This is a genomic window from bacterium (genome assembly GCA_021372615.1).
GTDB lineage: Bacteria > Armatimonadota > Zipacnadia > Zipacnadales > UBA11051 > JAJFUB01.
In genome coordinates, this window is the sequence record JAJFUB010000143.1 from 49,686 (window position 1) to 71,353 (window position 21,668).

General features: G+C 69.9%; 17 protein-coding genes and 3 pseudogenes. 3 read left to right on the forward strand and 17 right to left on the reverse strand.

Features of this window, described 5'->3' with window-relative positions; genetic code table 11:
* Nucleotides 1–123: 123 nt before the first annotated feature.
* From LLH23_20860 to LLH23_20895, 8 genes and pseudogenes are all read right to left on the reverse strand, one after another.
* Nucleotides 124–471, reverse strand: a pseudogene (locus tag LLH23_20860) (DUF559 domain-containing protein).
* Between the two features lie 238 nt (nucleotides 472–709).
* A complete protein-coding gene (locus LLH23_20865) occupies nucleotides 710–1,141 on the reverse strand; it encodes a prepilin-type N-terminal cleavage/methylation domain-containing protein (protein ID MCE5240922.1) in 432 nt (143 codons plus the stop codon).
* Nucleotides 1,101–1,646 (reverse strand): hypothetical protein, encoded by a 546-nt coding sequence (locus tag LLH23_20870; GenBank protein MCE5240923.1) that lies wholly within the window; start codon nucleotides 1,644–1,646, stop codon nucleotides 1,101–1,103. The genes LLH23_20865 and LLH23_20870 overlap by 41 nt, the downstream gene beginning before the upstream one ends.
* Complete coding sequence (locus tag LLH23_20875) at nucleotides 1,643–2,404, reverse strand: type II secretion system GspH family protein (GenBank protein ID MCE5240924.1); 762 nt, start codon at nucleotides 2,402–2,404, stop codon at nucleotides 1,643–1,645. Before LLH23_20875 ends, LLH23_20870 begins: the two co-directional genes overlap by 4 nt.
* Nucleotides 2,401–3,045, reverse strand: coding sequence for a prepilin-type N-terminal cleavage/methylation domain-containing protein (locus tag LLH23_20880; protein ID MCE5240925.1), 645 nt, complete (start codon nucleotides 3,043–3,045; stop codon nucleotides 2,401–2,403). The genes LLH23_20875 and LLH23_20880 overlap by 4 nt, the downstream gene beginning before the upstream one ends.
* On the reverse strand, nucleotides 3,042–3,458 hold the full coding sequence (locus LLH23_20885) for a hypothetical protein (protein MCE5240926.1): 417 nt from the start codon (nucleotides 3,456–3,458) through the stop codon (nucleotides 3,042–3,044). The genes LLH23_20880 and LLH23_20885 overlap by 4 nt, the downstream gene beginning before the upstream one ends.
* Nucleotides 3,455–3,865 carry a prepilin-type N-terminal cleavage/methylation domain-containing protein gene (locus tag LLH23_20890; GenBank protein ID MCE5240927.1) on the reverse strand — a complete coding sequence of 137 codons (411 nt, stop codon included), beginning with the start codon at nucleotides 3,863–3,865 and terminating at the stop codon, nucleotides 3,455–3,457. Before LLH23_20890 ends, LLH23_20885 begins: the two co-directional genes overlap by 4 nt.
* A complete protein-coding gene (locus LLH23_20895) occupies nucleotides 3,862–4,266 on the reverse strand; it encodes a hypothetical protein (protein ID MCE5240928.1) in 405 nt (134 codons plus the stop codon). The genes LLH23_20890 and LLH23_20895 overlap by 4 nt, the downstream gene beginning before the upstream one ends.
* A gap of 110 nt (nucleotides 4,267–4,376) precedes the next feature.
* Here LLH23_20895 and LLH23_20900 point away from each other — a divergent pair.
* Nucleotides 4,377–4,601 (forward strand): annotated as a pseudogene (locus LLH23_20900) (hypothetical protein).
* 22 nt (nucleotides 4,602–4,623) lie between these two features.
* On the opposite strand, the pseudogene tadA reads toward LLH23_20900, so the two are convergent.
* From tadA to LLH23_20940, 8 genes and pseudogenes are all read right to left on the reverse strand, one after another.
* Nucleotides 4,624–5,592 (reverse strand): annotated as a pseudogene (gene tadA, locus LLH23_20905) (Flp pilus assembly complex ATPase component TadA).
* Nucleotides 5,593–5,846: 254 nt separating this feature from the next.
* The gene (locus tag LLH23_20910) at nucleotides 5,847–7,046 is read right to left on the reverse strand and encodes a type II secretion system F family protein (GenBank protein ID MCE5240929.1); all 1,200 of its coding nucleotides are present in this window, start codon (nucleotides 7,044–7,046) and stop codon (nucleotides 5,847–5,849) included.
* 690 nt (nucleotides 7,047–7,736) lie between these two features.
* Nucleotides 7,737–8,885, reverse strand: coding sequence for a serine/threonine-protein phosphatase (locus LLH23_20915; GenBank protein ID MCE5240930.1), 1,149 nt, complete (start codon nucleotides 8,883–8,885; stop codon nucleotides 7,737–7,739).
* Between the two features lie 145 nt (nucleotides 8,886–9,030).
* Nucleotides 9,031–10,809, reverse strand: a complete 1,779-nt coding sequence (locus LLH23_20920) for a 4Fe-4S binding protein (protein ID MCE5240931.1) — start codon at nucleotides 10,807–10,809, stop codon at nucleotides 9,031–9,033.
* 37 nt (nucleotides 10,810–10,846) lie between these two features.
* On the reverse strand, nucleotides 10,847–12,856 hold the full coding sequence (locus LLH23_20925) for a [FeFe] hydrogenase, group A (GenBank protein ID MCE5240932.1): 2,010 nt from the start codon (nucleotides 12,854–12,856) through the stop codon (nucleotides 10,847–10,849).
* 70 nt (nucleotides 12,857–12,926) lie between these two features.
* Nucleotides 12,927–14,810, reverse strand: a complete 1,884-nt coding sequence (locus tag LLH23_20930) for a 4Fe-4S binding protein (GenBank protein MCE5240933.1) — start codon at nucleotides 14,808–14,810, stop codon at nucleotides 12,927–12,929.
* Nucleotides 14,811–14,838: 28 nt separating this feature from the next.
* The gene (locus LLH23_20935) at nucleotides 14,839–15,345 is read right to left on the reverse strand and encodes an NAD(P)H-dependent oxidoreductase subunit E (protein MCE5240934.1); all 507 of its coding nucleotides are present in this window, start codon (nucleotides 15,343–15,345) and stop codon (nucleotides 14,839–14,841) included.
* Between the two features lie 52 nt (nucleotides 15,346–15,397).
* A complete protein-coding gene (locus LLH23_20940) occupies nucleotides 15,398–16,078 on the reverse strand; it encodes a redox-sensing transcriptional repressor Rex (GenBank protein MCE5240935.1) in 681 nt (226 codons plus the stop codon).
* Nucleotides 16,079–16,442: 364 nt separating this feature from the next.
* Here LLH23_20940 and LLH23_20945 point away from each other — a divergent pair, with 364 nt between their 5' ends.
* Complete coding sequence (locus tag LLH23_20945) at nucleotides 16,443–18,485, forward strand: beta-galactosidase trimerization domain-containing protein (GenBank protein ID MCE5240936.1); 2,043 nt, start codon at nucleotides 16,443–16,445, stop codon at nucleotides 18,483–18,485.
* A gap of 16 nt (nucleotides 18,486–18,501) precedes the next feature.
* Here LLH23_20945 and LLH23_20950 read toward each other — a convergent pair whose 3' ends face one another.
* The gene (locus LLH23_20950) at nucleotides 18,502–19,554 is read right to left on the reverse strand and encodes a lactonase family protein (protein ID MCE5240937.1); all 1,053 of its coding nucleotides are present in this window, start codon (nucleotides 19,552–19,554) and stop codon (nucleotides 18,502–18,504) included.
* A gap of 152 nt (nucleotides 19,555–19,706) precedes the next feature.
* Between LLH23_20950 and LLH23_20955 the strand changes: the two genes are divergently transcribed.
* Nucleotides 19,707–21,581, forward strand: coding sequence for a hypothetical protein (locus LLH23_20955; protein ID MCE5240938.1), 1,875 nt, complete (start codon nucleotides 19,707–19,709; stop codon nucleotides 21,579–21,581).
* Nucleotides 21,582–21,668 lie beyond the last annotated feature (87 nt).

Consider the following 21,668-nt stretch of genomic DNA (forward strand, 5'->3'; position numbering starts at 1 on the left):
GTGGCGCTTTGTGGCTGCGAAGGCACGGAGTGGTCGGACGGTTCCCCTCTCCGGCGCGCAGCCGTACCGCGCGCGGGTGAGGGGTTGGGGTGAGGACGCCGTTAGCCTTCCAGCCGCTCCCCCCAACACCCTCCGGATCTCATCCACCACCAACACAACATCCCACTCCACCGCCTCGCTCTGGAACCTCATCACACGTATGCCCAGCTCCCGCAACTGCCCATCGCGCCAGCGGTCGTACCGCACCTGTTCATCGTGTAGCGGGCCGTCCACCTCGACGGCAAGTTGCGCCGAGACGCAGTAGAAGTCCAGCACGAACCGGTCGCACGGATGCTGGCGACGGAAGCGCACACCGAGCTGTCCGTTCCGCAGGGCCTGCCACAGGATGCGCTCAGCCTTCGAGGCGCTATGGCGCTGTTCGCGGGCGAACTTGATCTGCTCGAGGGGGCGACCGGTAGTGGGTGCCGACATGGTGTGTGAACTCCCCCCTGGGGAACGACATGTGCGCTGCGCGCACGGTTGAACGGCACTGACTTTCTCCTCACCCCTACCCCTCTCCCTCGCTCCACTTCGTTCCGCTCCGGAGAGGGGAGCTGTGCGACCATTTCGTGCCTTCGCAGCCACAGAGCGCCATCCGACTTCCCCTCTCCGGAGTGAAGCGAGGGAGAGGGGTAGGGGTGAGGACGCCGTTCGCTGTTACCCCCGCACCTCACCGCCCGACCTCCCGCACGCGGCCGCCGCGCTCCAGCACCACCAGGCTCGTGCGCTGGCCGTGCGGGCGCTGGCCGACCGGGGTCGCGGGGGCCGTGCAGGCGACCACGATCTGCCGCATGTCGGCGCCCGTCGGGGGCGCGTAAAAGTACGTGGCGCCGGTGTGGGTGCAGCGCACCATGTCCGGGTCCGTCACGTATCCGCCCGGCAGCAGGCACTCCAGGCGTGGCGGGTACTGGCCGGTGTCGGCATGGTATGCCTGCAGCGCCAGCGCCAGGTGGCTGAGATTGGCACGGCACTCGGTCACCCGCGAGCGGTCCGTCACCGAGCTGAGCGACGGCATCAGCATCGCCGACATGATGGCGATGATGGCGATCACGACCAGCAGCTCAATCAGGGTAAAGCCCTGGCGGGTCGGGCGGCGGGCCATCGTTGCTCACTCCTCCCAGCTTGTCATCCCAGTCCCGGGCGGGCCACACGAAGCACGCGCCGTCGAGCCGCGCGCCGATCCAGTAGCGCCCCATGTGGCGGGCCGCCTGGTCATCCCCCACGAGTATCGTCCCCGGCGGGTCATCCAGCCGCGCCCACGGGTTGAGCAGGTAGTCAGCCCGCGTGTCGGCCGGCAGGTTCGGGAAGGCCACGCTGACTCTCCCGGCCGGCTCGCGCTGGGCCGGGCAGACGAGAATCTGCGTGTTCCGGGCGTAGGGCATCAGCGCCCCGAAGTCGCGCGCGTCCGGCGGCGGGCGATCCCAGTCGGTGCAGTACATCCGCAGGCACAGCGCCAGTTGCTGCACATTGCTGGTGCACGAGGCGGCGCGGGCGGCGCGGTAGCCCCGCTGGCAGTTGGCCAGGACGAGGCCCCCGCCGATGAGAATGATGCTCATCGCCAGGAACAACTCACCGACGGTGAAACCACCGCGCAGTTGCCGCGTCATTCGCCGCCACCCCCCGGCCCCGGCGGGCCGCAAGCCCCTGCGGCAGCGGCGCGCTGCTGCCGGATCTCGTCCAGCGGCACGAAGCCCTCCGCCCGCCACGGCCCCTCGATCAGCGACTTGAGGCTGCCGTCGCTATAGAGCACATTCGCGCGGTCGTTGTGCAGGCAGGACTGATCGGAGCACAGCGCCGCGCGCGGCGTCTCGTTGTGCGCGCGCCCGGCGCGGTAGTAGTAGGAGGTCCGCAGGGCCTCATCGAGCGCGGCGGGGCCTGCGCTTCCCGGCGGCGGGCCGCCCTGCGTGAACACGATGGTCGGGGGGCCGGGCGCGAGGCTCTGCGGCGGCGCCGGTGGCGGCGGCGGCGGCGGCCCGCCTGGTCCCGAGGGGCCCGCCGGTCCGCCTGGTCCGCCTGGTCCGCCCGGCCACCCATCGCCGGGCCCCGCCAGCCCCAGCTTCGGGTTTGCCGGGGCGCCCATCGGGACGGCGGTGTACGAACTGCTCGGGCACATGAAGACCTTCTCGGTGCCCAAGTAGCGCGGGTATAGCGGCGACAGGTCGTCCGCGGTCGGCGGGTAGCGGCCGTCGCGGTCGAGGGCGTACAGGCGCAGGGCCTGCCCCATCTGCCACAGGTTGTTCAGGCACGAGCCGCGCCGGGCCTTCTCGCGGGCCTTCGCAAACACGGGGAAGAGTATCGCCGCCAGGACCGCGATCATCCCGATGACCACAAGCAGCTCAACCTTCGTGAAGCCGCGGCGGGTCATATCCGTCCCCCATCGCCTTCGTCCGGCGCGTTCTGCGGCGTGAGGTACCCGCGCCCCGACAGCTTCTCCTGCAGCTTGCCCAGCTCCAGCAGGCCGGGGACAGGCCTGCCGCTGTATCCGTACGACACGCCGGGTGGCCCCGGCTCGGTCGCCTGCTCGAACATGCTGTCCTTCATCCACTTGCCGTGGCCGTCGAGGAACAGGACGTTGCCGCCCTCGTTGTGCACATCCCGCAAGCGATCGGCCGCGATCCCCTGGTTCGGCGCGTCGTCATCGGACAGGCCGCTCCGGTAGACGTAGTCATAGCCGGGGCGGGCACTGACGAGCTGCTCGGGCAGTTGCGGCGGGTAGCGCAGGATCTCGTCATCGCGGAGGGTCGGGCAGGTGAGGCAGGCGGGCTCGCCCAGGTAGCGCGGGTCCAGCAGGGGCGTAAGGTCGTTGTCGGTCGGCGGCAGGTGCCCCCAGTTGTCGGCGGCATACAGCCGCAGCGCCACGCCGATGTTGATGAGGTTGGTCAGGCAGGAGGCCTGCCGTCCCTTCTCCCGGGCCTTGGCGAAGACGGGGAAGAGGATGGCGGCCAGGATGCAGATGATCGCCCAGACCGTGACCAGCTCGATGAAAGTGAAGCCCCGGCGGTTCATCGCTTGCCAGCCTCCCTGTCCAGCAGCGCGGCCAGTTGCGGCCAGCGCGCCGGCGGTTCCTCGCGCCAATCCCCGCCCCGCAGGTTGACCGTCACCACCCGCCGCAGCGGCGTCCCCAGCGCCCGTTCCGCTTGCCCCATCGCCACCAGGCGACCGCCGACCCGCTGCGCGGCATAGACGCCACGGGGCAGCGCCCCCCGCACCGGCCCCGCCTGCCCCGTCTGCAGCAGCACGGCCACCCCGGCCTCGGCCGCGTACAGGGCCTGCGTGCCGACCACGGCGCGCTCCGTCTGCGCCCCGGCGAGGCTCAGGGTCATCATGTATGTCATGACCATCAGGAACACTACCAGCAGCACCGAGAGGGCGAAGGTGAGCGCCACGGCGCCGCGCCGCGAGCGGAGGCGAGGGATCATGAGCCCCACCTCCGCCGGCACACGACCGTCGTCAGCGTCTGCGACTTGCCCCGCACGGTGATGGTGCAGAGGCGGTCGCCGCCGGTGAGGCTGAGCGTGACGCCGGGGAACTCCTCGATGTCGTCGCCGGCCCGGCGGCAGGTGCCGTCGGCTGTCCGGCTGTAGGTCACGCGCCCCTCGGGGCGCTGCACGATCAGCGGAACCCCGGCGCTGAGCGAGGCCGCCGCGCGCACGTCATCGGCGGCCACATGCAGCAGGCGCAAGGCCGCGCCGGTCGCCGTCGCCCGCTCCGCCTGCGTCTGCAGCGCGCGGTCCCCGGCGAACATCAGGCGCAAGGTGACGGTTCCCAGCGTCGCCAGCACCGCCAGCGACACCAGCAACTCGATGAGCGAGGTGCCACGCCTCATCGCGCCGGCCCCCTTGCGGTCATGACGCGGCTCAGCTCCGTCTGCCCCGCCGGGCCGTCCCCGGCAGCGGGCCAGAACACACGAACCGTCACGGTCTTCGCGCCCGGCACGGGGCCGGCGGCGACGAGCATCTCGCCCGACGCCCCGGCAGGCGCGGTGAGGGCGACGGGGTATGTCCCCGGGGCCGGTAGTGCCGCATAGCCGCCCGCCTGCAGGGCCTCCAGCCGCCCCTGGCACATCGCGAAGGCCTCGGCCCGGCAGGCTTGAGCCGCGGCGAAGCGCTGCCCCTGCACGGCGGCATGGACCACCAGCGTCAGGCAGACGACCGTGAGCCCCAGCGCGACCACGGCGGAGATCAGGCTGGCGCCACGGCGTTCAGTTGCTGCCCACGGGTGTGTCACGGCTACGCTCCCGATCTACCGCGTAGGGCTGCCCAGCACCGCGCGCACCTCGGCGAGGGTCGTCTCGCCCTGCCGCACCTTGTCCAGCCCCGCGCGCCAGAGCGTCTCGACCGCCCCCTCCGCCGCCAGCGCCTCCAGCTCGTGCGCCGGCCGCTTGTCGAGGATCGCCCGGCGCAGGGCCTCGTTCACCGGCAGCAGCTCGAACAGGCCGGTGCGTCCCCGGTAGCCGGTGCCCTCGCACGCCTCGCACCCGCCCGGCTCGCGCAGCGTCACCCCCGACAGCGCCACGGCCAGCGGGCCCAGGTCGGCCAGGTCCGCCGCCGCCGGCGACGCGGGCCGCGCGCACGAGGGGCACAGGCGCCGCACGAGGCGCTGCGCCAGCACCGCCGTCACCGACGACACCACCAGGTACGGCTCCAGGCCCATGTCGGTGAGCCGGGCGAAGACGCCACCGGAATGCGGCGCGTGGATGGTGCTGAAGACCAGGTGTCCGGTCAGGCCCGCCTGCACGGCGATCTCGGCCGTCTCGCGGTCGCGGATCTCGCCCACCATGATGACCTGCGGGTCCTGCCGCAGCACGGTGCGCAGGCCCTCGGCGAAGTCCAGGCCCGCGCCGCGGTTGACCTCGGTCTGAGCCACGCCCTCGAGCCGGAACTCGACCGGCTCCTCGACGGTGCAGAGACTGCGGGGCGGGGTCTGCGCGGCGATGTGCTCCAGGCAGGCGTACATGGTGGTGGACTTGCCCGAACCTGCCGGGCCGGTCACGAGCAGACAGCCCCGGGGCTCGGCGCAGAGGGCCGTGACGGCCGCCAGCACGCCCGGCGACATGCCCAGGGCGAGCAGGTCCACGACGCGGGTCGCGGGGTCGAAGAGGCGAGCGGTCAGCTTCTCGCCCTCGACGGTCGGCAGGCTGGTGAGGCGAACCTGCACGCTGCGCCCGCCCACGTCATAGATGAGGCTGCCGGTTTGCGAGATGCGGCCCGGGTAGGCGGGCATCTGCGCCAGGATCTTCAGCCGCGCCAGCGCCCGCTGGCCCGCCTCCCGCGGCAGCGTGGCGAGGGTGAGCAGTTGCCCGTCCTTGCGCACGCGCGCCTCGTAGCCCTCGGGGGTGGGGAGCAGATGCAGGTCGGTCACTTCGTGCAGGATCGCCTGGGCCAGCAGCACCTCGGCCAGCAGCGCCGGCTCGCGGCCAGAGGGCTTCGCGAGGGGCTTGAGGGCGGCGGCGAGGTCCTCGGGCGAGAGGACGCCCTGGAAGGCGGGCGCGGCGGTCTGCTCGCGCCGCCAGAGGACTTCACCGATCACCTCTTCGGCCCACCGCGCCTGCATCGGGCGCAGCGCCACCACCCACGGGCTGCGCCCGTCCCCGAAGGTCAGCACCAGGGAGCGGCCGCCATGCGACAGGCCGACCGAGGCGATGTCCTCGTAGCGAGCGGCCTGTGGCGGGGGGCGCCGCCGCCAGCCGCCGCCGTGGAGGGCCAGGCCCTCGGGCGAGAAGTGCAGGCTGGCTCCGCGTCCCTTCAGTACATCGCTGACGGGCTGGATGACTGCCATCTCGGTCTCCCTCCAGCTTGTCCGACGAACTACGAACTGAGTTCACCCACGATCGCCACCAGCGGCAGGTAGAGCGAGGTGCCGATCCACCCGACGATGACGCCCAGGCCAACGATGATCGTCGGCCCTGCCACGAGCAACCACAGGCGCGCCGAGCCGGCCGCGTAGTCAATGTAGTGGCGGGCCAGGCGGTCCAGCATCATCGGCAGGTCGCCGCCGGCCTCGGCCGAGGCCACCTGGAACAGCCACGACTCCGGCCAGCGCTGCCACACCCGCAAGGCCTCGCCGAGCGGCGCGCCCAGGCTCACGCGGTGCGCCGCCTGCTTGGCCGCCAGGGACATGACATTGTTGTCGCTGGCCTCGGCCGCCAGGAGCAGGGCCTGCGGCGTCGGCACCCCCTGCCGCAGCAGCAGCGCCAGGGACGACGACAGGCGCGCGATCCCCGTGAGCACATCCAGGTTGCCGAAGATCGGCAGCCGCATGCGGAAGAGCTGCACATCGAAGTTCCCGCGCAGGGCGCTGCGGCGGGCGCAGTAGACGATGGCCAGCGCCAGCAGCGGCACCACGACCAGGCAGAAGATCCACGGCGCCACATGGGTGAGCTTCAGCAGGAGCAGCGTGGGGAGCGGGAACTTGTCGTCCGTCATGCCCAGCTCTCTGTAGAGCTGCAGGTACTTCGGCACGATGAACGCGACGAGGAACAGGACGATGAGTGAGAACCACGTCAGGATCGTGAGGGGGTAGGCGAGGGGCAGGGCCACCTTGGCGACGAGGTGCTCCAGGTCATGCTGCTGCGCGCCCAGCGCCCGCAGCGCCGCGGCCGGATCGCCGCCCTCCTCACCGGCGCGCACCGCCGCCACGATCATCGGGCGGAACAACCGCGGCTGCCGCGCCATGGCCTCGTGGAGGCTCAGGCCCTGCTCGACATCGTGCGCCAGCGCCAGCAGCGGCCGGCGCGCCGCGGCGGACATGTCGCCCGCCAGCAGCAGCAGCGCCCGCGGCAGCGGGACGCCCTCCTCAAGGAGGTTGGCGAGTTGCTCGTAGAGCGAGGGGAGCAGCGCCCGCAGCCTGACCGTGGGCTTCAGCTCCCGCGTCGGCTCGGCGGAGCCGCAATCCACCACCGTCACGCGCTCGGCCCGAAGCTCCAGCAGGAGCGCCGGCAAGTCGCTCGCCTCGGCGATCTCCCGAACGCGAGGCGCCTGAAACGTCGTGTACCAGAACCGGCCCATGGCGCGACCCTCCCCGGGGTGGTGCGGGCTCACTCGTGATCTGACACGGTCAGGATAACAATGCGCCGGACGGGAGGTTCCACCGGATGCGGGGCGCGCTCCGGCAAGAGTCCTGTAGACTGGCAGGCCGAACCGAACAGGCAGCGGGGCCGGGGACGTGCCGCCGACTTCTTTCTTTTCACACACCACAGGGGGGGCCTGCAGCCGTGCAGCCCAGGGCCCGCGTGGGCCGGGACATCCTGGACCGGCCCCCGACCGCAGCTCCTGCAGTGCAGGGGGGTAGGCAAGTAAAAGAAAAGTACAGATATATATCTATATTATATTTTATTCCTGCATAGGAGGGGCTGGGGACATGCAGGCAGTGCTGGCCCGCGAGGGGAGAACGGGGGAGTGACTCTTTTCTCACACACCCACCCCCCGTTGCGCGGCGATGCAGGCGAGCGATCAGCGGCCGACGCTGAAGGCTATCCCCAGGCAGGGGGGTGTGGGAACGGGGTAGCCCGAGGTGCTGCGGGAGCCGCGTGGGACCGGCCGCGTGGGCCATGTATATATACACCCCCCCCAGGCAGCCCTGAGAGCGGCGGTTGCGGGCCAGGCCGGGAGAGCCGTGTGGGCCGGGACATCCTGGACCGGCCAGCAGCCGCTGCCCCGGCAGGGGGGGTAGGTGTGTGAGAAGAAAGCTGCCGGGGGTCAGGCGTACTCGATGGTGACCAGCTTGCCCATCTGCCGGAGCTTCTCGGCCAGTAGGGGGACGATGTGGCTGCGGGTGAGTAGGCCGCGCTGGCGGAAGGTGATGTCGCCATGCGCCGGGTTGCGGGCCTGGCCGAACAGGAAGTGGATGCGGTCGGCGTCGCGCAGCAACTGCTGCAGCTCGGCCACGCCCGTCTCCTCCTCCAGCATGGCGGGGTCTTCGTCCAGCACGTTGTAGACCTGGTTGAGGGTGATGGCGCCCTCGGTGACCAGGTCCACCTCGTCGAGGTAGTAGCGGGGCGGGGCCAGGTGGCTGGGAACGTCCTGCTGCACGGACAGCGGGTGGCCCAGGTAGTCGGCCACGATCTCGGCGGTGGTGGAGCCGGCCACGACCTTCCAGCCCTCCATGAGCAGGAAGCGGTGGACGATCTCGCGGTCCTGCATGCGGTTGGCGGGCGGGCCGGTAAAGATGTTGAGGGTCTTGCCCCGGCGCGCCAGCGCCATGGCCACCGTCACGTCGTCCCCGCCGACGCCCTCCCACAGGGCGCGGGCCCGCTCGTGGATGGCGCGGGGCAGCTCCCGCAGCGGCGTGCGCTCGGACAGCAGCTCGGTCAGGTGGTGCTGCACGCCCTCCACGCGCCAGCCCAGCCGCTGGCTCAGGCCCAGGCCCGCCTGCGTCACGCCGTCGCTGACGACGATGAGGCCGTCGCCGGGCGCGAGCTGCAGTTGGGCCTCGCCGATGAGCGCGTTCTCGACGGTGTGGGTGCGCTGGGGCAACAGGGTGGCGTGGTTGGCGGTGACGAAGAGCGGCTGGGGCATCTCGTAGGTCAGCACCGTGGCCTGCCCGTCGTTGAGCACGCGGACGACGGTGAAGCAGGCGTACGGCAGGTCGGTGCCGCGCACGTGGATCATCTCGCGCACGAGGCTGGCAAAGGCCCGCCGCAAGGAGGCGCCCCCGCGCAGGGCCTCCAGCAGCCGCGAGGCGCACATCGTGGCCGCGAGGTTGGCCTTGATGCCCGAGCCCAGGCCGTCGCACAGCACGAGTGTCGTAGCCGCCGGCGAGCGGTCGGAGGCCACGACATCCCCGCACGGGGAGCCGGGGTGCTTGGACGACTGGGCCTGCAGGATGTCTACGTGGGTGTAGGCCATCGGTGTTCACTGCCCCGACGGGGGGTACCCCTGTGAAAAAAGAAAAGTGAAGACAGAAGAGGGAAGGCCGGCGCGGGCCGGGCCCCACTGCTGCCAGTAGCGCGGGCCCCACGATCCTCCGTAGCGCGGGCGGCCTCGCCCGCGCTCACCGGGGCGTGTAGGTATCCCACAGCCAGTCGGACCCCTCGGCACTCCGCTTCTCCTCGTCCTCGCCGGTCAGCTCCACCAGGTGCTCCACCAGTTGCTCGCCCTGGGCGGTGCTTTCGCCGAGGAACTGGGCCATCTTCTGGGCCATGCTGAGCTGGTGTTCGAGCAACTCGCGCGCCTGGGTGAGGGTCTGGGCGCGCAGTTCGGTCAGCTTCTTCTGGCTGTCGTGGGTGGAGGTGACGTTGACGAAGATACCGGCGTACTGGTGCTCCTCGCGCAGTGCGTACATGATCTGGTGGGTGACCAGCTTGTAGCGATCGTGGCGCGCGGTCATCTCCACGATCTCCTCGGCGCCCGACGCGAGCCGCTCGAAGGGGTCGGGGTCCATTAGGTAGGAGATGGGCTTGCCCAGGCAAGCCTCCGAGCACATGAAGAAGCGCCGGAAGGCCGGGTTCATGGCGATGATGGTGAGGCGCTCGTCGAGGATCACGATGCCGTTGGGGCTGGTCTCGATGATGCGGTCGGTCCGCTGCTCGGCCAGGCGCCGCATGTACGGGATGCACATCTCGGGCTCGGCCATGCCGCGCAGGACCGCGATGGCCTTGTCGCGGCAGGAGTTGTAGCCGCAGGCCCCGCAGTTCAGCTCATCCTCGGGGGCGACCTTGCCCGTCAGTGCCAGGATGCGCTTGATCTCTTCCTCGCGGATCGGCTGATCGGCGTCGAGGCCGGCCGGGGTGAACTCGGTGCGCAGCGCCGGGCGGGCCGGGACCTCGCCCTCCGGGGTTCGGCCCTGGTGGTCGTGCGCATAGCCCATGAGGTCCTGCCGCCGGTCGTACACATTGGCGTCGCAGGTGATCGCCGGGCCGTTGATGCAGCCCTGGGCGCAGAACAGCGGCTCGATGATGACGGGGCGCGGGTGCTCCTTGAGGCTGTCGAGGGCGGCGCGGATCTCGTCTATGCCGGTCACCGGCACCACGTCCGCGGCGAGCAGGTCGGTGTTCAGATGGGAGGTGCGGATGCTGCCGCCGGTGACGGGGAAGAACCGCGCCTCGCCCTCCGGCTCGTCGTCGAAGTCACTTTCCTCGCAGGCAGCCAGCGAGATGCCCTCGCGCTCCATCCATTCGGCCAGCTCGCGGAAGGTCAGGACGCAATCCACCAGCCCGGCGAACTCCGGCCGGTCGGCCTCGGCCTTCTTGGCGACACAGGGGCCGATGAAGACGACCCCCGCCTGGGGGCCCAGCTTCTCCCGGATATGGCGGGCGTGGGCCATCATGGGCGAGACGATGGGCGTGAGGCTCGGGACCAGCTCGGGGTCGTACTTCTCGACGTAGCTCACCACGGCCGGGCAGGCGGTGCAGACGTGCGCCCGGTCCGGCTGGTGGCGCACCAGCTCGGCGGTCATGGCCGCGACCTGGTAGGCGCCGATGGCCGTCTCGGCGATATGGCTGAAGCCCAGCTTGCGCAGGGCCGAGGGCAGCCGCTTGCGCTCCCAGTCCGAATACGCCGCCGCAAAGGAGGGGGCCAGCGATACGGCCACCGGCCGGCCCGAGCCGATGAGGCGCACGGCGCACTCGATGTCGTTGCGGAACTGCTTGGCGCCCTGGGGGCACTCGCGGATGCACGTGCCGCAGGCCAGGCAGCGCTCCGGCTCGACCATCGCCTGGCCCTTGTGCATCGAGATGGCCTTCACCGGGCAGACGCGCACGCAGCGGTAGCAGTCACGGCAGCGCGCCTTGTTCGTGAACACGACCTGATTAGGCGGACGCTCGGAGGTCATGGGTGTTGTCCGTGGGCCCGTGGAATGTACGCAGCGCTCAGACAGCCACTGCGGCCAGTTGCGCCGTCAGGGCCGCCATAACCTTGTCTAGATTGGTCCGTTCCAGGATCTGCTCGCCGACGCGCACCGTCGGCCCGCGGTCGCAGCGCTCGAAGCAGAAGGTGGCCTTGACATCCACCTGGTCGGCCAGCCCCTCGTCCTCCAGCCGGTGGATCAGGGCGCGCAGCAGGTCCTGCGAGCCGCGCAGGTAGCAACTCGTCCCCACGCACACGCTGATCTGCAGCTTGTGCTGGGCGCCGCTGACCAGGTCCACGTCCTCATCCTGGATGCGCCGGCGGCTGTGGTAGCCGGTGTGCAGCAGCGCGTGCGCCTTGTGCCCGCCCACCTCGCCCAGAGTCGTCTGGTAGGCCTCCTGGACGTAGGGGTTCTCCTGCGCCTTGTGCAGTTGCAGCGTCTTGTCGGCCTCGTACAGGCCCGCGGCGCGGCGCTGCCGCACGTCATGCTCGAACGAGACGGGCTGCCCGGCCCCGCCGATGCAACCGCCGGGGCAGGCCATGACCTCGATCAGATCATACTGGCTCTCGCCGGCCTTGACCTGCTCGGCCACGCGGCGGGCGTTGGCCAGTCCGTTCACCAGCGCGAGGCGGATGGTCTGGCCGTTCACTGTGACCTCCGCCTCGCGCAAGCCCTCCAGCCCGCGCACTTCGTGGAAGTCCACGGCCTCCAGCTTCACGCCGCCGAGCTTCTCGGCCGCCAGCCGCAGCACGGCCTCGGTGACGCCGCCGGTCACGCCGAAGATGACGCCCGCGCCGGTCTTGAAGCCCAGGGGCAGGTCCAGCGACTCGGGCTGCAGCTTGTTGAACTTCAGGCCGGCCTCGTCAATCATGTGAGCCAGTTCCTGGGTGGTCAGCACGAAGTCCACCTCCGGCACGCCGTCGTGGATGAACTCCGAGCGCTGCGCCTCGAACTTCTTGGCGGTGCAGGGCATGATGGAGACGATGACGAGGTCCTCGTTCGCTACGCTGAGCTGCTCGGGCAAGACCTCGCGGGCCAGCGCCCCGAACATCTGCTGGGGCGACTTGCACGAGGACAGGTGCGGCAGCAGCTCCGGGTAGTACTGCTCGGCGAACTTGATCCAGCCGGGGCAGCAGGAGGTGAACTGCGGCAGCTTGCCGCCCTGCGCCACCCGGCTGAGGAACTCGTTGCCCTCCTCGACGACCGTCAGGTCTGCGGCGAAGGAGGTGTCGAACACCTTGTCAAAGCCGAGGGCCTTCAGCGCCGCCACGATCTGGCCGGTGGTCACGACGCCGGGCTCCAGGCCGAAGGCCTCGCCGAGGGCGACGCGGACGGCCGGCGCAATCTGGGCGACGACCTTCTTCTGCGGGTTGTGGAGCACTTGCCACACCGGCTCGACCTGTGACTTGGGGGTGATGGCGCCGGTGGGGCAGACGCTGGCGCACTGGCCGCAGTTGACGCACTCGACCTGCGCGAGGTCCTTGTCGAAGGCCGGGGCGACCTGTACGTGGGCGCCGCGATGCGTGAAGTCAATCGCGCCGATGCCCTGCACTTCCGCGCACATGCGCACGCAATCACCGCACAGCACGCACTTGTTCGGGTCGCGCACCAGCGAGGGCGAGGAGGTGTCGAGCGGGAAGGCCGGCTGGGTGGCGTGGAAGCGCACCTGATCCAGGCCCAGCCGCCGCGAGATGGCCTGCAGCTTGCAGGTGGCGCTCTTGGCGCACGTGGGGCAGGCCTGCTCGTGGTTGGCCAGCAGCAGCTCCACGGCGATCTTGCGGATCGCGCGGATCTTCTCGTTGTTGGTCGTGATCTTCATGCCCGGCTCGGGGGCGGTGGAGCAGGAGGTGACGATGCCCCGGCCCTCGATCTCCACCAGGCACAGGCGGCAAGCGCCGTACACGCTCAACTCCGAGTGGTAGCAGAAGGTCGGGATCTCGATGTTGGCCTTGCGAGCCAGCTCGAGGACATTGGGCTCGCCCTCGATCGGTACTTCCCGCCCGTCTATGATCGCGACATCCGTGCTCTTCATGGTCGTGCTCCGTGGTTCTCAAACTCTTCGTAGAGCAGGCGGCTCGCCTGCCCGGTCCCCGCGCCGTCTTCTAGATCCCGCTCACGGCGCCGAACTTGCAGGCCCGCGCGCACTCGCCGCACTTGATGCAGAGGGCCTCGTCAATCGTGTGCGGCTGCTTCTTTTCGCCGCTGATCGCCCCGACCGGGCACTTCCGGGCGCACGCCGTGCAGCCCTTGCACTTGGTCGGGTCAATGACCGGCATCGCCAGGGCCTTGCACTGGCCGGCCGGGCACCGCTTCTGGATGACATGGGCCTCGTACTCGCTGCGGAAGTACCGCAGGGTCGAGAGCACCGGGTTCGGCGCGGTCTTGCCCAGCCCGCACAGCGAGCCGACGCCGACCGCCGAGGACAACTGCTCCAGCAGGTCGAGAGTGTGCTCGTCGGCGCGGCCCTGGGTGATGTCGTCGAGCAGGGCCAGCATCTGCTTGGTGCCCTCGCGGCACAGCACGCACTTGCCGCAGCTCTCGCTCTGGATGAAGGTCATGAAGTAGTGGGCCATCGAGACCATGCAGGTCTGCGAGTTCATGACCACCAGGCCCCCGGAGCCGACCATGGCGCCGACCCCGCGCAGGCTGTCGAAGTCCAGCGGCAGATCCAGGTGCTCCTCGGTCAGGCAGCCGCCGGAGGGGCCGCCGATCTGCACGGCCTTGAAGGCCTCGCCCGTCAGGCGGCCCGCGTTGTCCGTCACGCCGCCGCCGATGTTGTAAACGATCTCGCGCAGGGTCGTGCCGAATGGCACCTCGATCAGACCCGTGTTCGCCACGTGGCCGGTGAGGGCGAAGGTCTTGGTGCCGGGCGACTTCTCGGTGCCTCGGGCGCGAAACTCCGCCGCCCCCAGCCGCATGACCAGCGGCACGGTCGCCAGGGTCTCGACGTTGTTGATGATGGTGGGCTTGCCGCACAGACCGCTCTGGGCAGGGAAGGGCGGCTTGGGGGTCGGCATGCCGCGCTTGCCCTCGATCGAGGCGATCATCGCGGTCTCCTCGCCGCACACGAACGCCCCAGCGCCCTCCATGACTTGCAGCCACAGGCTCCGGCCCGAGCCGAAGAGATCGTCACCCAGGAGGCCCAGGGCCTCGGCGTCGGCGATGGCCTTGCGGATACGCCGCACGGCCAGCGGGTACTCAGCCCGCACGTAGACATAGCCCGCATTGGCCTCGATGGCCCGAGCCGCGATCATCATGCCCTCGATGACAGCATGGGGGTTGCCCTCCATCAGGCTGCGGTCCATGAAGGCCCCGGGATCGCCCTCGTCGCCGTTGCAGATGACGTACTTGACGTCACTCTCGTTGGCGAGGGCCATCTGCCATTTGCGGCCGGTGGGGAACCCGGCGCCGCCACGGCCGCGCAGGCCCGCGACGAGGATCTCCTCGCAGACCGCGGCCGGGGCCAGCTCGGTGTAGCACCGGCGAGCGGCCTCATAGCCGCCGTGCGCGATGTACTCGCGGATGTCCTCGGGGTCTATGTGCCCGCACTCGGCCAGGACCGTGCGCGTCTGGCGCTGGTAGAAGGGGATCTCATCGGTGCCGCGGCAGGCCGTGCCGCGGACCGGGTCCACGTACAGCAGGCGCTCCACGACGTCCCCGCCGACGAGGGTGGTCTGCACGATCTCGGCCACGTCCTCGGGCTTCACGCGGGTGTAGAAGGTGTTCTCGGGCAGGATGGTGACCAGCGGCCCCATCTGGCAGAAGCCCTGGCAGCCACTCTCGGACACCAGGGTCGAGCCCTGCGCCGGGGCCTCCTCGTGGTGCAGCCCCACCGTGACTTCCAGCCCGGCCGCGGCGATCTGCGCGACGAAGGCGTCGCGGACCTTGAGCGAGCCATTGGCCACGCAGCCGGTGCCGGCGCAGATGATGACCCGGCGAGCCGTCTGGCCGAGGGCCTGCTGGTGCGCCGCGGCAACTTGTGACAGGTCTACTTGCTGAGTGGTAGCGGACACGTTACTCACCGGCCTCCTCACGGGCGATGATCTCATCCAGCAGCGCCACCGCGCTGTCAGGGGTCATCAGGCCGTGTACCTCGTCGTTGATGACCAGCACGGGCGCCAGGCCGCAGGCCCCCAGGCAGGCCACGGTCTCGACTGTAAAAAGCATGTCGCGGGTCGTGCGCTGATCGCCGGTCAGGCCCAGCCGCGCGCGGATCGCGTCGAGGATGGGCATCGAGCGCTTCACATGGCAGGCGGTGCCGTCGCACATGCGCACGACGTACTTGCCCTTGGGCTCCAGCGAGAAGTGCGCGTAGAAGGTGGCGACCCCGTAGACACGGGCGGGCGGCAGGCCGAGGCTCGTGGCCACGTAGGTCAGCACCTCCTCGGGCAGGTAGCGGTACTCATCCTGCACGGCCTGGAGGATGGGGATGAGCTTCTGCGGATCGCGCCCGAAGCGGTCAATGATCTCGCAGATCTTCTCGAACTTCCGGGTTTCACACATGACGGCTGCGGCTGACATCGGCTACTCCTCCTGAACAGGCCCGCGCGGTGCGGGCCCCGGCCTCTTCCGGTTACTCGGGCGACCCGGCGTGGCGCACGGCTTCGCTGAGCTTGCGCGACAGCACCGCCAGGCTGGACGACAGTTGCACGTTCTCCACGATGATGTCGGCCGGCACCTTGAGCGAGACCGGCGCGAAGTTCCACAGGCCCTTGATGCCCCCCTCAATCATCAGGTCGGCGATCTGCTGGGCGCTGTCGGACGGGGTCGTGATGATCCCCAGGTGGATGTGCATGCGCTGGGCCAGATTGGGCAGCTTGCGCACCGGCATCACGCGCTTGCCATGGATGAGCTGGCCGACCTTAGCGTCGTCCACGTCGAACGCCGCGACGATGTCCAGGCCGTGTTCGCGGAAGCCCTCGTAGCCCATGAGGGCCGTGCCCAGGCTGCCGGCCCCGGCCAGGAACGCCTCGGTCGTGTTGTCCCAGCCCAGAAAGTGCTCAATGGCCGCGATGAGCGCCGGCACCTCGTACCCGACCTTCGGCCGCCCGACGATGCCCGTGAGTGCCAGGTCCTTGCGGACCTGTGTGGGGTCGAGCGCGAGGTCGTCGGCGATATGGGTGCAGGAGACTGCGGCACGCCCCTGGCCCTGCAGGCGCTTGAGGAAGCGGTGGTAGCTCGGCAAGCGACGCAGCGCCGGCTCCGGCGCGCGGCGCGGCAGTTCGGCATACGGGTTGGCGTCGTAGGTTTCCATCAGTCGGCCTCCTCGGGTGGGCCAGGTGCGTCGCAAATCGAGAAAACTGTATCGAGAAGTCTGTCACGATTGTTATACTCCGCTGCTAGGCCCATGTCAAGGGGTTTCGAGAAGTTTTTCGCGAATGATCTGGCCCCCCCGACTCGCAGTAGCGCGGGCGGCCTCGCCCGCGCCCCGCGCGAACGGGCGGGCGAGGCCGCCCGCCCTACTGCTACTAGGGGAGACGAGGCCGCCCGCCCTACTGACACCTGGGGAGGCGAGGCCGCCCGCCCTACTGGTACCTGGGGAAGGGGGTCGGGCGAGAAGGGGCGCGACCGGGGTCGGGCGAACCTCGACGCTCTACCCCAAACAGGCGAGGTGTGCCATGAGCCGAAGCTGGTACGATGACTGCAGGCGCAAGCTGTTCTTCGACTTCCACAGCGCCGGCACAGCCGTGGGGCTGGCGGCGGCCTTCGAGGCCGAGCGCTGGGCCGACCGCCTCGTCGCGGCCCACGCCCAGGGCGTCTCGGTCTTCACCAAGTGCGGGTTCGGCTACTCGTTCTACCAGCGGGGTAGCGTCCGCTATCAGCATCCGCACCTGCCCGCCGGACTGGACATGCTGGAGGAGCAGATCGCGGCCCTGCACCGGCGCGGGCTGAAGGCCATCGGTTACTACCACACCTTCAACAGCGAGCCGATCGCGCGCGACCATCCGGACTGGATGGAGCGCAACGCCGACGGCAGCCCGCGCGGCACGAGCATCTGCCTGCTCAGCCCCCTGGCCCACGAGTGGATGCTCCCGCACATCGCCGAGATCGTGTCCAACTACGACGTGGACGCTATGTTCTTCGACGGCACCTATGCCCACAGCCCGTGCTTCTGCGAGGCCTGCCGGCGACGCTTTGCCGCCGACAACGACGGGCTCGACTTGCCGGCGGACGCCAGCGACCCGCACTGGGCGCGGTTCGTGGCGTGGAAGCTGCAGGCGCTCAAGGACCTGCGCCAGGCCATGTGCGACACGATCCACGGCCTGCGCCCCGAAGTTGTCGTCTCCGTCAACTGGGCGTATACGCCACGCATGCCGGAGGTCGTCCCCGAGAGCATCGGGTCGCTCATGGCCGACATCATGCCTGCCGACCAGGTCTTCGCCGGCAGCTACCTGGGGGCGTACTGGGCGCTGCTGGAGCGGCCCTTTGACATCATGAACTCGGCGTTCCTGCAGTGGTGGGGCGACTGGGGCTGCAAGCCGGCGGTGGCCATGCAGCAGGAGGTGGCGACCGCCGTCGCCCATGGCGGCCTCACCTGGATCGGCTACCAGATGCAGCAGGACTTCGACGTGCAGCCGGCCGTGATGGAGGAGCTGGGGAAGACCCTGGCCTTCGTCGAGGAGCGCGAGGCATTCCTGCAGGGCGCAGTGCCCGTGCCCCATGTGGCGGTGCTGCACTCGACCACCGGGCACATGACCGAGGGGCAGGCCGCGTTCGTCGTGCGCGAGACCTCGGCCCGTGGCGCGCACCGGATGCTGACCCAGCGCATGATCCCCCACCACCTCGTGCAGGAGCACACGCTGGCGGAGCGCCTGTCGGAGTTCCGCGCGGTCGTCGTGCCCGACCAGCGCCACCTGCCGCCGACGTTGGTGGCGGCCCTGGGGGACTGGGTGCGCGCCGGCGGCGCGCTGCTGGTCATGGGCCTGACGGGCACGACCGATGAACACGGGACCGAGACGGGCGGCTTCGCGCTGGGCGAACTGCTGGGCCTGGAGCTGGTCGGCCGGTATGAGCCGTCACATGCCTACATCGAGGTTACCGACGACCGCCTGAAGCCCGGCACGCTGGACATGCCGCACCTGGCCGAGGCGCCCTTTGCACTGGTGCAGCCGGTGGCTGACGGCGTGGAGACGCTGGCGAAGCTGCGGCGGGTGTACCTGCGCAGTGACGGGGAGTACCTGCTGCGCTGGTCGCCGGTGGGTGAGGACAGCGGGCACCCGGCGATCACGCTGCGGCGCGTGGGGCAGGGCTGGGCGGCGTACATCGCGGGCGACCTGTGCCACGCCTACCAGGTCAAGAACCAGTGGAACTGCAAGCACCTGGTCGCGAACCTGCTGGACCTGATGATGCCCGAGCCCCCCGTGCGCGTCGAGGCCCCGGCGTGGCTAGAGGTCGTGCTGAGGCGCCAGCCCGGGCGGCTGCTGCTGCATCTGCTCAACCAGCATGGCGACCACGCGGTGGACACGAACTTCCGCGTGGTGGAGGAGGTGCTGCCGGTGCGGGACGTGCAGGTGCACGTGCGCATGGCAGCCCGTCCGGCGGCCGTCACACTGGAGCCCGGCGGCGTCACACCCGAGTGGGGCTACGCCGACGGAGTGGTTACGGTGCACGTGCCGGAGGTGCAGGTGCACCAGGTGGTGGCCCTGGCCGAGGGCGACTAGGGGAGGGTACGCGCCGTCACACGAACAGCAGGCACACCGGGGCGGCGATGCCGGTGAACTCCGACACCCGCTCCAGCCGGGCGCCCTCGTCCTCGATCCGGAAGACGACAATGTTGTCAGTGTCCTGGTTCGCGCACAGCAACCACTGCCCGTCGGCGGTGACGACGAAGTTGCGCGGGTGCTCGCCGCCCGTCGGCACGTGACCGAGCGCGGTCAGCAGCCCTGTGGCCGGGTCCACGGCGAAGATCGCCAGGCTGTCATGCCCGCGGTTGGTGCCGTACAGGAAGCGCCCCGAGGGGTGGAAGTGGATGTCGGCGCAGTAGCTCGTGCCGATGAAGTCGGCGGGCAGCGTCGGGACGGTCTGCAGCTCCGTCAGCGTCCCCGCCTGCCAGCGGTACACCACCACTGTGTTCGCCAGTTCGGTGATGAGATACGCCCACTGGCCCGAGGGATGGAAGGTGAAGTGGCGGGGGCCGGAGCCGGGGGCGACGGGGACGGCCTGGTGGAGGGTGAGCCTCGCGGCGGGGTCCCCGCCGGCTACGCCGACACCCCGCCCGGGGATACCGAGGGCGTAGACCATCAGGCGGTCGGCGCCCAGGTCAGCCGCGATGGCGAAGCGGCCGGAGGGGTCGAAGTTGACTGAATGGGCGTGGGGGCCCTCCTGGCGGTCAGTGACGGGACCCGTGCCCTCGTGCTGGATGAAGTCGCTGGCCGGCAGCACGGAGCCATCGGCCGCGAGGGGATGGACCACGACGCTGCCGCCGCGATAGTTGGCGCTGACCAGGCAGCGTCCGGTCGGGTCCACCGCCACATGGCACGGCCCCGGCCCGATGGTGCTCTGCGTGCCGAGCAGGCGCCCATCGGCCAGCACCACCCCGGCCACCGCTCCGGACTCGTTCTCCAGGCACACCGAATACAGCCACTCCCCGCCCGGATGCAGGACCTGGAAGGAGCAGTTGCGCAGCGGCACGAGCAGCCCCAGGTGGGTGAGTGTCCCGGTGTCGCTGTCGAAGTCCAGGCGGTAGATGCCCTCGCTACCCCGGCGTGTGTATGTTCCCACGGTGAGCATCGTCGTGTCCTCCACTGGAGCGCGGCTCTCCAGAGCCGCAGTGGCTCGCGCAACGGCTGCGGCTCTGGAGAGCCGCGCTCCATGTCCCTTCACCGTCGCTTCGGCGGCCTCCTTCCGGCAGGTGCTCGACATGGGGCGCCGAACCCTCGCGCATGGCAACCCTCCACGTCTCCAAGCTGGGCAACAACACCGACGGCGCTTCGTGGGCCACGGCCTTCACGACCATCCAGGCCGCCCTGGCGGCCATTCCGGACGACCAGGGCGGGCACCGCGTGCTCGTCCGGCCGGATACGTACTTCGAGGCGAACCTCTTCCCGGCCCATCCGGGCGCGGCGGGCGCCTACAACGAGCTGATCGGCGATGTGGACGGCCGCCATGGGGCGGGCCGCAGCGGGCAGGTCGTCATTGACAGCGGCGACCCCGACCAGCAGGGCTTCAAGAGCTACGACTGGTGGGGGCCGATCCGGGCGTATGACCACGGCTGGTCGCCCGCGCACACCGCGGAGACGTTCTCGTCCATCGGCTGGGATCGCTGGGCCTTCCGTCACCTGTATGTGACCGGCGGCGATGCGGGGATCTTCTTCGACGGCACGAACCGCGTCGAGCCGTTCAGTGTGCTCGTGGAGGATTGCGTGTCCATCGGCCGAGCCTTCGGTGGCGGGGTGGCCAGCGTGCTGTCCCGGCCCGAAGAGCCGATCACCTTCCGACGGTGCAAGTTGTGGGCGCTGGACTGGTGGGGCGATACCGCGGCGGCCTACCTGCGGGTCGAGAACCAGGCGATGCCCACCCGGCCGGACGTGCTGCTCGAGGACTGCACGATGGTCAGCCCCGTCTGCGCCCTGAAGGCCAGCAACTACGGCTTCCACACCTTCACCCGGGTCCGCGTGAACCGCTGCGCCCTGATCGCGCTGAACTTCTCGCAGCCCCATGGCACCCCGACCCCCGGCCTCATCCAGAGCGTCCAGGAGGGCAAGCTGCTGCACGTGGACCTGGAGGACAGCACGCTCATGGGCTACCAGGTGTTCGGGGTGCTGGTAGACAAAGAGACCCGCCACGACATCGGCTACAGCACCCAGGGCGACGTGCGGGCCTACGTGCAGTTCCAGCAGGAAGTGCCGGCCGGGATGCACCGGTTGGCCGGCTGGCCGGTGGACGTGTTTCAGATGCTGAACCTGCCGGCCCCGCAGCGCCCTGCGCCGTATGTCAGCCGCGAGGTGGTGGTCCGGGACATGTGCGAGGTCACGCCCTTTGTCTGGCAGGGGCGGCTGTGCCTGCTGGAATGCGTCCGCCCGGCCAGCGGCGGCACCGAACGCGACTACTACCTCTCGCTCAAGACCGTGGACACCGGCGAGGAGTTCGTCCGGTTCGCCCGAGGCTACGGCCTCGGGTCGCTGCTGGTGGAGGGGGACACGATCCACGCCTTCGCCTCGCGCTGGGACCACGGTGAGTGGCGCGATGTCACGATGTTCAGCTCATCGGACCTGAAGCGCTGGCGCAGGAAGCTGGTCATCCAGGGCGAGAACGAGGGGCTGTTCAACACCTCGGTCTGCAAGGGCCCCGACGGGTTTGTGATGACCTACGAGTCCAATGATCCGGCCTACCCGCCGTTCACGATCAAGCTGGCGAAGTCGGCCGACCTGCAGAAGTGGGAGAAGCTGCCGGAGGCGACCTTCGGCGTGGACCGCTATGCCGCCTGCCCGTGCATACGCTACGCCAAAGGCTACTACTACGTCATGTACCTGGAGCGCCGGTCGCCGCGGCATTTCTTCGGGACGTACATCGCCCGGACGAAGGACCTGCGGCACTGGGACTGGAGCGCAGCGAACCCCATCCTCAGCCCCGAGGGCCTCGACGAGGGCGTCAACGCCTCCGACCCGGATGTCGTAGAGTGGCAGGGGAAGACGCTGCTGTACTTCTGCGTGGGGGACCAACTGACGTGGGCGAACGTCAAGCGCGTGACCTACCCCGGCTCGCTGGCGAAGTTCCTGCAGTCCTGGTTCGCCGAGCCGGGAATCCCGACGCGGTAAGGGGCTGACTGTAGGGCGGGGGCTTGTACCCCGCCCATCCGTTCGGTCAGTGCCATGCGGGGCGGGGTACAAGCCCCCGCCCTACAG